This is a genomic window from Nostoc sp. JL34 (genome assembly GCF_017114945.1).
Lineage (GTDB): Bacteria > Cyanobacteriota > Cyanobacteriia > Cyanobacteriales > Nostocaceae > Nostoc.
Genome location: NZ_JABXKQ010000064.1, coordinates 40126 through 55666 on the forward strand (window position 1 = coordinate 40126; position 15541 = coordinate 55666).

Sequence of the window (15541 nt, forward strand, 5' to 3'; positions counted from 1 at the left end):
CCTTTGTTTTAAGTAGAGAGAATATCAGACTAATTACCACAAAAACATCTGTAAAGTGGTACAGGTTTGGGTTAGTGGGCAGAAAAATAGCATAACTTGTCCGTAAGCAGCACCTATAAAATTGTTAAGTAAGTACACCATCGGCAAACTCTGGTTTCAAACTACCCTTGGTTGCAGTACTGGACTTGTTTTTGCAGTTGCCGCCACACTTAGACAAATTTGCTACTAAGTGATAAAAATAGGCTGTACAGCTACCAGGACAAGAATCTACAAGGTTCTCTCATCCTTAATCTCTAACTCTTCAACCAATACAACTTGTCTTAATGATAGTTCTGATTGCTAAATTAGAAAGAGGTATTTGTCTAATAGTATACTTTGGCTTTAAATCTTATTGTTTTAATTTTGTTGACTCTACCATGACTACCATAAATAAAATTTACCTGCAAGTGTTAGTACAACTGCTACAAAGGGAAAACTTAATATGCAGCTTCATCTGGATTTTTCAGCTAGCTATGAGCGCTGTATGTAGTATCAGACATTGCTCACAGGAGGTGAAGGAAGATTTGGCAAGCAAGCGTCGACTCTGTAACACTAAAACAGACTATGAAAGCAATTACACTGCACCAAAGCAAACGGTAATCGGCACAAGCCATTGAGACGAATTACTGTGAGTAAACGCTCCTACACTCAGCAGTCATGTAGCCAAACAGCCTTATTGGTCGAAATGCTCTGCTCTCAACTGACTCAGAAAAATCCTTACCTGATCAGATTATTCTTTATCCGACTGCCGTTGCAGCAGGAAAGCGGTGCATGAAATCCCAAGCAAACAGTAAGCCTAAAATTTTGGTTGTCGATGATGAACCAGACAACCTTGACTTGCTTTACCGTACTTTCTATCGCGACTATAAGGTGCTAAGGGCAACCTCTGGCCCTGCGGCCCTCGATCTGCTGGCTCAAGAGGGAGAGGTCGCAGTGATCATCTCCGATCAGCGGATGCCGATGATGAGCGGTACAGAATTTTTGAGCCTGACAGCAACTCAATATCCAGATATTATCCGGATTATTCTAACTGGCTACACCGATGTCGAAGACCTGGTGGAAGCAATCAACGCTGGTAAGGTATTCAAATATGTCACCAAACCGTGGGAAGCTGAGGAACTCAAAGCGGTGGTACGCCAAGCTTTGGATACCCACAATGTCCTCAGAGCCAGAACCCGCGAACTTACCCGCACACTCCGTCAAGAATCGCTACTGAATAGCGTTACAAATACTATTCGCAGTGCTTTAGACTACAGACAAATTTTGCAGGCAATTGTAGACACAGTAGGTCATATGTTGGAGGTGGATGTCTGTCTGTTGCGTCCCTTCCAAGATGAGCAGTTAGCAGATAAAGGATTCATTTATCAGAAGGCTCTTTCTGAAGAAGCTCTTGAGCAGGGAAGCATAGGGGAAGTTGCACTAAGTCTTTCCCCTTTGCCCTCCATCCCTTCTGCTCCCCATCCTCTTGTTTCTCCTCTGCCTATTTTGGCTCAGACGGTATGGGAAACCCGCGAAGTCCAGGTGATTCACGATGTGATTGATGATCAGCGCATTCACGGTGATACTCCTGAACTGCGCGAACGTGGGGCCGCTTTTGCTGCCGCGAACATTTGTTCTAGTTTAGTTGTGCCATTAATCTGCCAACAAGAACTGATGGCAGTGCTAGCACTGCACCAGTGTTCTCTGCCTCGCTTTTGGGGGGAAGAAGAGGTGCAGTTAGTATTGATGGTAGCGGATCAAGCAGCCTTAGCTTTGTCTCAGGCTTATGCTTACGAACAAGTACGTGCCCTTGCCAAGCGAGAAGCCCTAATTAATACGATTACTAGCGCGATTCGTTCTAGCCTAGATCCTCAAGATATCTTTGCGGCGATCACTCAGCAATTGGGACAAGCTTTACAAGTTGATGGCTGTGTCCTGTCTTTGTGGACAGAGGAAGACGAGTTTGTCGAGTGTGTGGGCTTGTATGACAGTTTTCAACATCCAGAAAATTTACAATCGCCAGCCCCAGTCCATAACTCAAGTAGTAATAATCACCTACCAACCCAGAGATTACCCTATTCTCAAGCATCTATACAAGAGAATCCCATCCTCCAACAGATGCTACAGACACATGAACCCGTAGTAATTGGTAATGTAAGCCATTCTCCCTCTGATGTGCGGGGTTTTGATTTGCCTTTAAAAACGCCTGCGCGATCACTAATGTTTGTGCCATTGTTGGCTGACGGTAAATGCATCGGTAGTATTACGTTACATGAAGGTAAAAAAGTACGTCAGTGGCTACCGTCTGATATCGATTTGGCCAAAGCAGTAGCAGCGCAAGCAGCGATCGCTGTCCAACAGTCACACTTGTATGAAAAAACTCGCCAACAAGCTGAACGCTTACTGGAATTAGACAAACAAAAAACCGAATTTTTCCAAAATATTTCCCATGAGTTTCGCACACCGATTACCTTGATTCAAGGGCCTTTAGAGTCGGCGGTGGCGGCTGGTGAGGGATTATCTTACTCTCAAAGTGCGATCGCCCTGCGTAACTCCCGCCGCCTCCTGCGACTGGTAAATCAACTCCTGGATTTACAACGCCTGAATGCGGGGAGAATGCAGCCAAATTTCCATCCCTGCGATTTAGTCGAATTTGTCAGCCAAATTGTAGAGTCTTTTCGCCCTTACTGTGAGAAAAAAGGACTACATCTCACTACCCAGTTAGATCAATGTTCTACGGTGTACTTGGATATGGAAAAATTTGACAAGGTGGTTTATAACCTCCTGTCAAATGCTATGAAGTTTACTCCTGAAGGTGGCACGATCAGTATCAGATTAAAATCTGAGCGCGATCGCTGCATATTGCAAGTACAAGATACTGGAATTGGGATTGTTAAGGAACAAATTCCCCACTTATTTGAGCGCTTCCGTCAAGCTGAAGGTTCCGCAAACCGGTCCTATGAAGGCAGTGGTTTGGGTTTAGCTTTAGTTAAAGAATTGGTCGAATTACACGGTGGTCAAGTCACTGTAGAATCAGTTTACGGTCAAGGCACTACCTTTAGTTTATGGCTTGTGACTGGAAATGCTCATTTACCCGCACGGCAAGTATTAGAAACGCCTACTGAACTCAACACGAACCGCGCTAGCGTAGAATTGGCTGATTTAGAACTGGTAGAGTCAACAACAGACAATATTGAAGATATTACAACAAACTTCTCCCCCAGTATTGATACTCAAGACTCAGCACTTAAGATTAAAACTCAGCACTCAATTTTAGTTGTAGATGACAACCCGGATTTGCGAACCTATGTATCTGAAATTTTCCGCCGCAACGGCTATCATGTGCAGACAGCTCGTAATGGTTATGAAGGGCACAGTATAGCTAAAGAGATTATACCCAGCTTGATTGTGACTGACTTAATGATGCCTTTGGTTAGCGGACTTGAGATGATTCGGATGATCCGCAATGAGGAGAAGTTGAAAGGAACACCAATCATTCTGCTGACAGCGAAAGTTGACGAGGAAACCCGCATCGAAGGTACAGAACATGGTGCGGATGCTTATTTAGCAAAACCATTCAACGATCGGGAACTTTTGGCGGAAGTTAGGAATCTTTTAGCGTTGAAAGAAAATGAACGGCGAATTGTGGAGTTAAACACTTATCTAACAGAATCGGTGCTAAAGCGCTTTTTGCCTGCTGTGTTGGTGCAAAAAGCCGCAACCGGAGATTTAACGTTAGATTTGCGCCCAGAACCACGCTTAATTACAGTTTTGTTTAGTGACATCGTGGGTTTTACACAGCTATCAAATACTCTCAGATCCCGACGAGTCGCAGAGTTGCTAAATGAATATTTAGAAGCTATGACCAAGGTTGTATTTGGTAATGGCGGCACTGTAGATAAATTTATGGGAGACGCTATCTTAGCTTTATACGGAGCGCCCGAAGAACTAACCCCCAATGAACAAGTGCGTCGTGCTATCAATACAGCAAGAGCAATGCACCGCTCACTGGCTGTATTAAACGAACGCTGGCGAGAGCAAGGTGTATTTGATGGCGACAGACTTACTAGCGTGCAGTTTCGGTGTGGTATCCACCAAGGTACTGCTGTTGTGGGCATGTTTGGTAGCGCGGAACGTGCCGATTATACTGCTATTGGCCCAAGTGTAAATATCGCTGCAAGGTTGCAAGCTGCCGCTGTTCCCGGTACGATCCTGGTTTCTGCTGCCGTCGCAGATTATTTGCAGGAAGAAGAAATTACTAAAGGTAGTCCCCTAGAACTTAAAGGAGTAGATGAAACAGTTTTGACTTTCGCTGTTTCACCAGAGGTAATGGTTAATCGCTAAAATTTAGACTGGTATTTTAAAGCATTACCAATGAGTAAGAGTGCCTAATCATATCCAGTTTATATAATATGACACCATCGGTTGCAGATAAAACACCAATTCCAGCCCAGGTCTGGAGACGACACACCGATCCACCAGGTTTGTGGATTTTTGTCGTTATCAGTTCAGTCTCTCTGCACTTGCTGGTGTTCTGGCTAATGCGCTCATCTAATGCATTTAGTCTGTGGTTTCCCCAGCAAAATCAATCTGCTGTTCCCATTGAATTGATAGACATTGCTCCTAAAACAAAATCAATAATCAAATCAAAATCAACAGCTAAAACAGTTTCGTCAAAGCCATTATCCTCAACTCAAAAGTCTGTACCAGCACGTTCATTACAAACAGCACAAACTACGCCTAGAAATCAAGATTTTGCTGCAATAAATTCTGCGGATAATCTTCAGCAGAAGAGGCGAACTTACGCCTCTAAATCTAATAACCAACCCTTTAGACAACAAAGAGTTCCAACGCCAACACCAACACTAACACCTAAACCGACACCGACAGCGACACCAACGCCAACACCAACACTAACACCTAAACCGACAGCAACACCAACACCTAAACCGATACCTAAACCGACAGCCACATTGACACCTACAGTTCCAGCCGGTAATTTACCTTGGAAGCGCCGTCAAGAAATCAAACTGGGAAAGGGAACGCCACTACCAACAGGTATTCCATCAAATCGACCAGTTTCAGAACCTGAAAACAGAACAACTCCAGCAACTCCGACTAGGGAAACTCTAGCAACCCCGACTAGAGAAACTCCAGCAACTCCGACTAGAGAAACTCCAGCAACTCCGACTGGGGGAGCATCGGTAGCAATAGTAGCTCCTTTGCTTAGAGATGAAGTAAGTAATCTGATACAATCAGGAAGATTACGACAAGATGCTTTACCCGACGTTATCGCTTTATATAGGGGAAGCAACACAAAACAATTAGACTCGAGTTTTCTTGTCCACAATTCTGGACTTGAGCCAGCACAGCTGTTGGCTAGCTTAATAATTGATAACAATGGCAACTTTCAACAGGCTGTAGTTCTAGAAATACAACCATCAACACTGCAAAGTGAAAAAAGCACATACGAGCAAGTCCTCAGCGAAGTTTTCAAAACAGAAAACTTTCTTGCTGCCCACAATAACGATGGCACAAAACCAGAATTGAGCAATCTGTATGTGAGGATTAAAATCCAACCCGCTAATTCTACTAACTAAATGCTTGAATTTTTACAGAACCTGTGTTAAGTTTATAGGGTTGGAAATTTGCGGGCGTAGTTTAGTGGTAAAACTATAGCCTTCCAAGCTATTAATGCGGGTTCGATTCCCGCCGCCCGCTTAGAGTAAAGTCTGAAATGCACTAGTGCAAGAAGTAAGTCTGGGATTAGTAAAATAACCAGTTAAACAGCAATTCTAAATTCAAAATTTGATAGTGTGCAGAAATAACTTGACACTGAGAGCAGCCAAATCCAGGACAGGTTGAGGAATCAAGAAGACTTTACTTCAACCACATCCCCAATCTGACTACCAACTTGTTCTTTGATAGTTGGTAGAACTCAATCGCGTTTATGATCTCGGAGTTAACATCCGAGAAATCGCCCAATACGTCTTGATTTTTTGAATTTAGAATTGCTGCTAATTGAGATTTTCTAGGCGAATGCGTGGATCGGCTGCTTTGAGCATCAAGTCGGCGATTAAATTGCCAACAATCAGCAGTACTGCGCCCATTATCAAGCTTGCCATTAATAAATATAAATCTTGAGCTTGTAAAGCCTGTAAAGCCAATCTCCCTAAACCGGGCCAGTTGAAGAAAAATTCGGCGATGAAGGCACCATTTAATAAACCAGCTAATTCAAAACCCAATAAGGTAATTAAGGGATTTATGGCGTTGCGGAGTGCATGAACGTAGATAACGCGGTTTTCTGGCAGACCTTTGGCACGAGCCGTTTGAATGTAATCTTGACGCAGGACATCCAATAATTCACCGCGAGTGATGCGTTGCAAACCAGCAAAACTAGTAATTGAGAGTGCAATGGTGGGTAAAATCATGTGCCAGCCGATATCTAAGATTCTGCCAAACCACGACAGTTCTGAGTGATTGATGCTAGTCATGCTACCTACGGGGAAAAACGGCGAGGTGATTTGGGCTAAAACTAGCAGCGCTAAGGCAGTGATGAAACTGGGAAAGCCTTGTCCAGCGTAACTAATCACCTGTAAAATCCGGTCTGCTGGCTTATTTTGTTTGACAGCGGCAAAGATCCCTAGAGGGATGGCGATCGCCCATGTGACAATTAGAGATGCGATCGCTAATAGCAAAGTCGCTGGTACCCTTTCCCACAAAAGCGATGCCACTGAACGTTGATAAATAAAACTCGTGCCAAAATCCCCCTTTGTCAAGATTCGCCATAGCCACAGCCCAAATTGCTCTGGCCAAGACTTATCCAGACCAAACTGCCGCTTGATTTCTTCAATTCTTTCTGGAGATATCTTCGGATTTTGCCGCAGCGTATCTACATAATCACCGGGAGCGAGTTGAATGATGAAAAAGGACAACGCTGACGCTAACAACAAAGTCAGCAGTGCCTGCAATAGCCGCTTTCCCACATAAACAAAAGTTTCGCTCGTGACTAGCCTGATTAGCCAATCCCGACCTGTCTCCAAGGAAATTTTCGTAGATGTCATTTGTCTTTTGTCCTTTGTCTTTTGTCATTTGTCCTTTGTCTAATGACTAATGACCCATGACTAATATTCAATTAAAGAGATAATCGGTACGTCCGGCAAATATGTACGCCCTTGTAAATCCCGTAGCTCGATAATAAACCCAAAACCTACTAGTTCGCAGCCAATTTTCTGCACTAACTTTGCTGTCGCACTTGCAGTTCCACCCGTGGCAATCAAATCGTCCACAATCAAAACTCGGCTACCTTGGTGTAAAGCGTCTTGATGCACTTCTAGGCAGTCTGTACCATACTCTAGTTCATATTCAATTGAGTGAACCGTTGCTGGTAACTTACCTCTTTTGCGGACGGGAATAAACCCAGCTCCTAATTTATAAGCCAGAGGTGAGGCAAAAATGAATCCCCTCGACTCCATACCAATGACATAATCAGCCGTTATTCCAGCTTCTTTGCATTTTTGTGTTAAAAAGTCAATAGTGTAGCGCAGTCCCTCTGGATCACGCAGTAGCGTAGTAATATCCCGAAATAAAATTCCGGGTTTCGGGAAATCTGGGATGTCACGAACGAGAGACTTTAAATCCATAAAATGGGGAATGAGGAGTGGGGAATGGGGAATGGGGCATGGGGAATGAGGGAGATAAATTAATAAGCAATACCCAATGCCCAATGCCCAATTTCAGATACCTGAAAAATCGTACACTATAATGTCATACGCTGGGGGTCAAGTGGAGGTCAAGGCTGAAACTTCGCCTTTCATTGACGATAATTAGAATTTAAACCAAGCTAGAAAAGGTATTGCACTAAGAAATGAGGTGAATTAACTTATGTTTTAAAACTTTGATTTCAATATAGGGAAAACTTTGAGTAGAAAGAGTTAAGTAATGTATATATCAGGTAGTCATGCTACTGCCACAAGTCTAACGCTCAAGTCTTGACTACCGATCTTAAATTTGTTTTATCTAGTCTGTTGGAACCGCACAAGGTATTTATAGAATGAATGTCTCAGCAAGTTTAACGCCGTTCAACAGTTCAACCCAAGACTCACTGCCGATGATTCTGGACACTTTACCAGATCCTGCCATCGCTTCCAAAACGTGTCCTCGGAGAACCAGGCTGCAAATTGACCTGATTTTACTGGCAATTGAAGCTTTAGAGCTTGGTGGTTCGGAAGCAATCCTGGCTTTCGCTCAAGAGTTGGATCTGAAAGGGATTGTTAAAGACAGGGTGAATTTATGGCGGATGCGTAGCTCTAACCCGCTACGAAGAGCGCACATGCGCCGTCCTTTAACTATTATGGAAGCAAAAGCTCTGGTGGTTATTGCTTGCTACATAGCACGGCGTTTAACTGTTGTCATCCGCCAGTTACTAATGATATGTGAACAAATGGAAGAAAAGCAGATTCCATTAGAACAGAATTTGCGGCTATCTAACTATCTAGAGCGGTTTAGAGCGCATTTTAAGAGCCGGATGAATGCTCGACGTTCTGGTGTACTAGCATTAACTTCTGATGAAAAATTAGACGCGCTAGCGATAAATTTGTTAGGACAATTACTATTTTGTACTGGTACAGCTGGAATGCAGCGGTTCTGGATTAGTCTTTTTGACGGTGAAGTGGAATGAATATTCAACGTAAGTACAGTCTACCTAATTGTACACTGCTTTTAGAAGGTTTAAGTGATGTCACTAGGGCTGCACACTTCCAGGAAATGCGCCCGGAATTATCAATATTGGTAAATGCAGAATGCTATTTATCTGGTTATAACCAACCCCTAACGGGAGGGCGGGAATTTTTTGAAAGTTTGGTGAGGGCTGTTAGTGGCTATGCCCAAGAATTTTTAAGTAGTGTACCCAACCCGCAAGCGCACAACCAGGAATCGGAGCTAGTAGAGTTTCAGAAAATTGGCAGCAACCGACACAGGTTAATCATACATTCAGAAGGTGCTCCAGAAGGGTTCGAGTCTCACTCTAACAATTCCAAACGTCCGCCTATTGAAATAGATTTAAATACGGTGCAGTTGTTTGATTTAGTGGAAGCAGTGGATCAGTTTTTTGCTGATACCCAGACTTTACCAGAATTATCCCTAGAATTACAACCAGTTACCAGACGCTATGGCGGTGCTAGTCAAGCCTTAATTAGGCAGGCTGTTCCTGCTGCTGTGGGAGTATCAAGTTTAGCAGTAGCAGCGATCGCATTTAACTTGATTCCACCTCCCCAAATGCGTCCACCACAGCCTAAGCCAGATGAGCAAACTAGCTCTACAACAAAGAGCATCACTCCTCCAGCATCAGCGGCTGCAACACCTATTGTGGCTGCAACGCCCACACCAACACCCACAGCTAATGCAAAGCCAGTAGTTAAAGATTTAGAAGCACTTTTAAATACAGTTCCAGAAATTACTGATCCATCTCAGTTGCGTGCATTGAATCGTCAAGTGTATAACCAAATTCATCCAGCTTGGACTAATCGCTCAGGATTGCCACAGGATTTGATCTATCGTTTAGGTGTAGCTGCCGATGGAGCGATCGTTGGTTATAAAGCAGTGAATAAAGAGGCGAATCAAGGAGTCGGGCAAACTCCTTTACCTAACTTACTTTATAATCCTGCTAACCGCGCTCCCATTTCCAATGAACCGATCGCCCAATTCCGAATAGTGTTTACTACACAAGGTGTGCTGCAAGTTAGCCCTTGGCGGGGATATGCTAGGACACCAGAGGTAGTGGGTGCAAAAATTACTGACTCTAATATAACTAAAGGTTTAAATCAAAAGCTTTATAATACAGTTCGCCAATCTTGGACTGGTACCCCCACCTTTACGCGAGATTTAAAATATCGGGTAGCGGTCAATAAAGATGGTGTAATTGCTGACTATGAACCACTAAACCAAGTTGCTTTTGACTATTTTCGGGAAACTCCCCTTCCCAAGATGTTCAACGCTATCTACGGTTCTAATGTAGCTGCTCCCAATGACAAAGAACCTCTCGCCCATTTCCAAGTGATATTCAAGCCTAACGGTAAACTGGAAGTCACTCCTTGGCAGGGATATCAGTAATTGGGCATTGGGCATTGGGAAGAGAATTAAGCTGCTATTCCCTATTCCCTATGGATTTTAGATAATCATTTAGCTCGGGTAATAGTTCATCAAGAATTGGTTTAAATCTGCTTACCTGTTCATTTGTCAATAACTGTCTGGCGTAGGCTAACCTCAACCAACTGATTGTTTCATACAAAGACCCTCTCGCAATCTTGACAAAACGTCGATTGTCTTGGTCTTTGTACCTATCTCTACCTTCTGCGATATTGGCACAAACACTATCAGCAGACCGAACAATTTGCTTACCCAGTGTATCTTTAGTGAAATTGTCCCATCCTTTAACAATATGCCAAATTTCATTAGCTAGCTTCTCAGCAAATTGATAAACTTCTAAGTACTCAAAATCAGGTCTTCTCACAAAAGTCCATTGATCATTTATTGATCAATAGTTCCCAATGCCCAATGCCCAATTTACCTTGTAATTCTCCGCATATAATTCCCCCACAATTGAGCTGCTTGAGCGCTGCTACCAGATGTCGGGGAATTATTGTCGTTTCCCAGCCAAACGCCAGTTACAAGTCGCTGACTAGGGATAAAACCAATAAACCACAAGTCAACGTTTTTATCAGTCGTGCCAGTTTTACCAGCTTCACCTAATCCAATAGCAGCACTACGACCAGTACCTCTTGCGATTACACCACGCATCAAACTAGTCATCTCATCGGCGACATTATTTGTCAACACTCGTTTGTTGGCACCTGGATCTTGGTCGAAGGAGTAGATTACCCGACAGGTTTTGATATCATTGCGATCGCGGCAATCACCACTGTCTAAAATTCGGCTAATGGCATGGGGAGGATTCGACACACCCCGATTGCCAATAGCGCCAAAAGCACCAGTCATTTCCAAAACATTGACTACACTTTGACCCAGTACCAAGCCAGGAACCGGATCGAGGTTTGATTTTATCCCCAAACGCTGCGCCATTGCCACAACTTTATCCAGCCCAACTTCTCTGGCAACTCGCAAGGCGATCGGATTTTCTGAAAGCGCTAGCCCGGTGGCAATATCGAAGCTAGTGTCAGCACCTGCACGACAGGGTTTATAAGTAAAGCCTTGCCAAGTTAAAGGGGCACAGGAATAACTTTTTGATTCTGGAATTCCCTGTTGAATAGCAGCGGTGTAAGCAAAGATTTTGAAGGTAGAACCTGGTTGTCTTTTGGCTTGAACAGCACGATTGAACTGACTTTTTTTATAATCAGTCCCGCCTACCATCGCCAGGATATTGCCTGTACTAGAGTCAAGAGTGACTACTGCTCCTTGAGAAAAATTAAAATTTCTACCAGAGTTGTTCACTGAATTACTCAACGCTGCTTCAGCTTGTCTCTGTATCGCTGGATCGAGCTTGGTTTCAATAATATAGTTTCCTTCTCTTGCTGCTCCTTCCCCCAAGATTGATTCGAGTTCAGAGAAGACGTAACTGTAAAAATAAGGTGCGATGGTTTTGGCTTGCTGTTCGCAGACTTTAGGACTAACCTGGACGGTGGAACGTCTGGCTCGGTTTGCATCCTCAGGTTTAATTTTGCCCATCTCCAGCAATCGCTTAATTACGCGATTCCGGTATTCAGCTGCTTCTAACTTATTTGGCCCATCCCCACAAAAATCGAAAGCGTTGGGGGCTGGTAAAATTCCTACCAATGTTGCTGCTTCTGCCAAAGTTAATTCTTTAGCCGACTTTTCAAAGTAATATCGGGCTGCATCCTCAAAGCCAGAGGTATCTCCCCCCAAAAAAACCCGATTTAAGTACATCAGCAAAATATCATCTTTGCTGTAAAAGGTTTCGAGTTTCAGAGCGACAATTGCCTCTCGCAATTTGCGTCCAAGGGTATCCTGTCTACCTACATACTCGCGGAATAAACTGCGGGCAACTTGCTGGGTAACAGTGCTGGCTCCTTGTTGCACATCTCCGCTGCGGCTATTGATCAACACAGCTCGTAAAATCCCCAGAGGGTCAACCCCAAAGTGCCAGTAATAACGAGTATCCTCTGAAGCCACAACCGCCGCAGGCAAATAAGGGCCAAATTCCTCTAAACGCTTCATGTCTACATGAGAGGTAGTTCGAGGCTCTCTCAGCGGGGTAGCTCCATCACGGGCGTAAACAACTACTGGGGCGCGTGTCGCTGTAGGTAGAGGTTTAACTGAAAATTTTAGCCATTCGACGCCAATCACTAACGTTAACAGGGCACTGACACCACCGACACCATAAGCTGTCCAAGTTGCAGCTTTGACATACCAGGCTGGTGGATCGACGTATTGCAATCGCACAGAAGCGGCGAGTTCTGGGGGGCCTAGAGTCAGAATATCGCCGTGACGCAGTTCTAGGGAACTCACACGACGCTTGCCACGATAAATACCATTGGTGGAGTTTTCGTCTTTGATCACGAAAACTGGTGTGCGCTGAGTAGAATTGCGCGATAGTGACAGGTGAATTTGGCTGACAACAGGGTTACGGATGACGATATCGCTGGATTTGGAGCTACGACCGAGAATATAGCGATCGCCCAACAGTGGATATACTTCTGCCTTATCCGCCCCCGCATCCTGCACCCAAAGTTCCGGTACTTTGGCATTAGGCTTGAGCGCCAATTTAGAAAAATCGACCCTAGCTTGAATCGTATGTACTGCTTGAGTCAGTTGACCTAGTAACGTTTGTGGCTTGTGAGGCGGTTGGGGAGAACTCATCGGCTATTCACATCACACTTTTTAGTGAAGAATCAGGCGAATTACAATTTTAGATGTTAGTCTTTCATCATTTTACTCATAAGCCAAAGCATAAATTCGCTATACGGTAATTTTTGATCTAATTTATACTTTAACTTAGCTTTTTATCAATAATTATTTGTAATTTTTGTCACTTCTTTACAAAATCACAATTTTTTCCCCCATTCTCAAAGGCTTATTTAATCTACGATTACTAGTGCAATAACTACAAGAATATTATTATTACCTGTATTTTTAAGCACTAACTATCAAGAAACAACAGATTTAATTTTTACCAATTTTACATATCCACCTATTCTGAAACAAGCCTAAATCTCTTCATTTAGGAAGATTTTCTAAATCCTATTGTCTGTTTTAATGGGCCGAGTGTTCCGTTGAGGTTAATTTCAGAATGATGGGAAAATCTCTGACCCTGATTGGTACAGCTTTATCTTTGGCACTTACCACTAATATTGCTGTAGCCGAATCCAGTAAATCCCCCATAGCCCAATCTAGTAGCGACTCTACTAGCGCACCAACGGAAATCAAGATGTCGCCAGAAGGTATGAAAATTCTGTGCGAGTATTTTCCGCTCAACTCTCGCTGTCCCAACGGTACAGCAGCCACCCCTAGCGCTCCTAGTAGCACTACAGTACCAGCAGAAACCACGCCTGATAGCACAACTGCACCAGGAAGCATGACACCACCTGGAGAAAGCACACCAGCACCAGGAACTATCACTCCACCTGGAGAAAGCACACCAGCACCAGGAGGCATAACCCCACCCGCACCTGGCGCTCCTAGCAACTTAACTCCAGCACCAGGAAGTGTGACCCCACCTGCACCTGGCGCTCCTAGCAACTTAACTCCAGCACCAGGAAGCGTTACTCCTCCTGAACCTGGCGCTCCTAGTAACTTAACTCCAGCACCAGGAAGTGTGACCCCACCTGAAGGCGCTCCTGGCAGCACTACCGAACCAGGTAGCGTGACCCCACCTGCACCTGGCACTCCTGGCAGCACTACCGAACCAGGTAGCTCTCCCAGTACTCCTGGCTCTAGTTTGCCAAAAACTCCTACCACAGGTAATTAAATTAAAAGCTGAGGCATAATCTAAATCTAAATACTGATTTGCCATCAGCGATCGTCGGTGCATCTTATTTGACCTCTTGCACCAGTTATGCAAGCTGGTGTAGGATGATAAATAAAAATAGCTAGAACCTTTATAGAGCAAGTCTTCGCATATAAGACTGAGCAAGGGTTTCAGTAATCAAGAGCCTGGGATTAATCATCCCAGGCTTAATGATTTAATGCGACCTGCCAGTTGAAGTCGGTGTTTTTTGCAAGGAAGCAATTAACAGGCAAACAATACCGATACTAATAAATGAATCTGCCACATTAAATACAGCAAAGTTGATCAGGCGAAAATCAAGAAAATCAACAACGTAGCCTAAAACAAAGCGATCAATACCGTTGCCCATAGCTCCACCTAAAATCAAGCCATAGCCTAACTGATCCCACAAATTTAACGTTGGGCCAAACAAGGCCAACGCTATCAATACTAAACTCACTCCTAAAGATAGCCAGCGCAACCACTCTACTTTCCCACTTAATAGACTAAAAGCTGCACCAGTATTAGTGACATAGGTGAAGTGAAATATCCCAGGTAAGAGTGGTAGTGTCTGCCCCAAGCTAAAGCTTTGTACCACCCAGTATTTTGTTATTTGGTCTAAGAAAAAAGCTATGAAGGCAGCAATCCAGAAAAGACGATTTTTTAAACGCATGGCGAATTAGTTATTGATCATTGGTCATTGGTCATTGGTCATTAGTCATTGGTCATGAGCTTTTGACAAATGACAAAGGACGAAGGACAATAAACTAATAAAACATTAAGTGACGCAATACATATGCTATTACAGTAACGGCACAGACCACAGTTAGTTGACCTGGTAGTGCAAACCAGGAGTATCTGAGGATTGCTTGCATCAAGGGTAGATTTTCTGTGCCTTTCCACTGAAAAAGATAGCTAATAATCAAATAAGTAATACCGCATAGGTGGAGAGTTAACAAGCCACAGACGCAACTAAAGGCAAGAGTTTCTAGTCGAGGTCTAGCTTTAAAGGCAACTAAGCCACAAATCCAAGCTCCAGGAATAAACCCTAGTAGATAGCCAAACTGAGATAGCTTGACATAACCAATACCACCCCCATCGGCAAATACTGGTAATAAGGTTAACCCCATGACTAGATATGCAATTTGCGAGAGCGCACCGGCATTTTTGCCCCCTAAACAACCTACTAACAGTACTGCGCCAATTTGAAAAGTGACTCCTAAAGAAAAAGTCTGAATTCCGTGCTGACTCCAAGTCCAAGGTAAGGTGATGCCATAAGCTTCTAGAAAGGTGCCACCCATTGTTAGGAGTAAGCCAATCATAGACCATAGTAATTGATTAGAAGCAGCAAACATTTATCAGGCAACCAGGAAAAGGCAAAAGGGTAAATCAACAGCAACCAGTATATTCATTAATATTGAAATGAAATTTGTGCTGACATCTTAAGAACTAGCATATTTTCTTTTGCCTTTTCGCTATGTAATTTTTGAGTTCTACGAATTTTGGCTTAGGTGTCTATATCTGATTTTATTGAATGAGGCGTGTTCTGAATTCTGGTATTTG

At 43.6% G+C, this 15541-nt stretch carries 12 protein-coding genes and 1 tRNA gene; 7 read left to right on the forward strand and 6 right to left on the reverse strand.

The window, feature by feature from the left end:
- Positions 1-667: 667 nt before the first annotated feature.
- The 4 genes from HWQ44_RS13265 to HWQ44_RS13280 all read left to right on the forward strand — a co-directional run bounded on the left by HWQ44_RS13265 (position 668) and on the right by HWQ44_RS13280 (position 5739).
- Complete coding sequence (locus HWQ44_RS13265) at positions 668-814, forward strand: hypothetical protein (protein WP_292719179.1); 147 nt, start codon at positions 668-670, stop codon at positions 812-814.
- Positions 811-4362 carry a response regulator gene (locus HWQ44_RS13270; protein ID WP_292719181.1) on the forward strand — a complete coding sequence of 1184 codons (3552 nt, stop codon included), beginning with the start codon at positions 811-813 and terminating at the stop codon, positions 4360-4362. The genes HWQ44_RS13265 and HWQ44_RS13270 overlap by 4 nt, the downstream gene beginning before the upstream one ends.
- A gap of 68 nt (positions 4363-4430) precedes the next feature.
- On the forward strand, positions 4431-5618 hold the full coding sequence (locus HWQ44_RS13275) for a hypothetical protein (RefSeq protein WP_292719183.1): 1188 nt from the start codon (positions 4431-4433) through the stop codon (positions 5616-5618).
- A gap of 50 nt (positions 5619-5668) precedes the next feature.
- Positions 5669-5739 (forward strand) — tRNA-Gly (locus HWQ44_RS13280).
- Between the two features lie 296 nt (positions 5740-6035).
- Here the strand turns inward: HWQ44_RS13280 and HWQ44_RS13285 are convergent.
- A complete protein-coding gene (locus HWQ44_RS13285; RefSeq protein WP_292719185.1) occupies positions 6036-7082 on the reverse strand; it encodes an ABC transporter permease in 1047 nt (348 codons plus the stop codon).
- A gap of 60 nt (positions 7083-7142) precedes the next feature.
- Positions 7143-7661, reverse strand: coding sequence for an adenine phosphoribosyltransferase (locus tag HWQ44_RS13290; protein ID WP_292719187.1), 519 nt, complete (start codon positions 7659-7661; stop codon positions 7143-7145).
- Between the two features lie 410 nt (positions 7662-8071).
- Between HWQ44_RS13290 and HWQ44_RS13295 the strand changes: the two genes are divergently transcribed.
- Positions 8072-8698, forward strand: coding sequence for a DUF3038 domain-containing protein (locus tag HWQ44_RS13295; protein WP_292719188.1), 627 nt, complete (start codon positions 8072-8074; stop codon positions 8696-8698).
- Entirely contained in the window at positions 8695-10128 is a 1434-nt protein-coding gene (locus HWQ44_RS13300; RefSeq protein WP_292719190.1) for a DUF4335 domain-containing protein, read from the forward strand. The genes HWQ44_RS13295 and HWQ44_RS13300 overlap by 4 nt, the downstream gene beginning before the upstream one ends.
- A 34-nt stretch (positions 10129-10162) precedes the next feature.
- Here the strand turns inward: HWQ44_RS13300 and HWQ44_RS13305 are convergent, their stop codons facing one another.
- Positions 10163-10528, reverse strand: coding sequence for a four helix bundle protein (locus HWQ44_RS13305; protein WP_292719192.1), 366 nt, complete (start codon positions 10526-10528; stop codon positions 10163-10165).
- A gap of 53 nt (positions 10529-10581) precedes the next feature.
- Positions 10582-12852 (reverse strand): transglycosylase domain-containing protein, encoded by a 2271-nt coding sequence (locus HWQ44_RS13310; RefSeq protein ID WP_292719194.1) that lies wholly within the window; start codon positions 12850-12852, stop codon positions 10582-10584.
- A gap of 430 nt (positions 12853-13282) precedes the next feature.
- Between HWQ44_RS13310 and HWQ44_RS13315 the strand changes: the two genes are divergently transcribed.
- Positions 13283-13960 carry a hypothetical protein gene (locus HWQ44_RS13315; RefSeq protein WP_292719196.1) on the forward strand — a complete coding sequence of 226 codons (678 nt, stop codon included), beginning with the start codon at positions 13283-13285 and terminating at the stop codon, positions 13958-13960.
- A gap of 214 nt (positions 13961-14174) precedes the next feature.
- Here HWQ44_RS13315 and lspA read toward each other — a convergent pair whose 3' ends face one another.
- Both lspA and HWQ44_RS13325 read right to left on the reverse strand, forming a co-directional pair.
- Complete coding sequence (gene lspA, locus HWQ44_RS13320) at positions 14175-14651, reverse strand: signal peptidase II (RefSeq protein ID WP_292719198.1); 477 nt, start codon at positions 14649-14651, stop codon at positions 14175-14177.
- 94 nt (positions 14652-14745) lie between these two features.
- Positions 14746-15333: a biotin transporter BioY gene (locus tag HWQ44_RS13325; RefSeq protein WP_292719200.1), complete on the reverse strand. Its 588-nt coding sequence runs from the start codon at positions 15331-15333 to the stop codon at positions 14746-14748.
- Positions 15334-15541 lie beyond the last annotated feature (208 nt).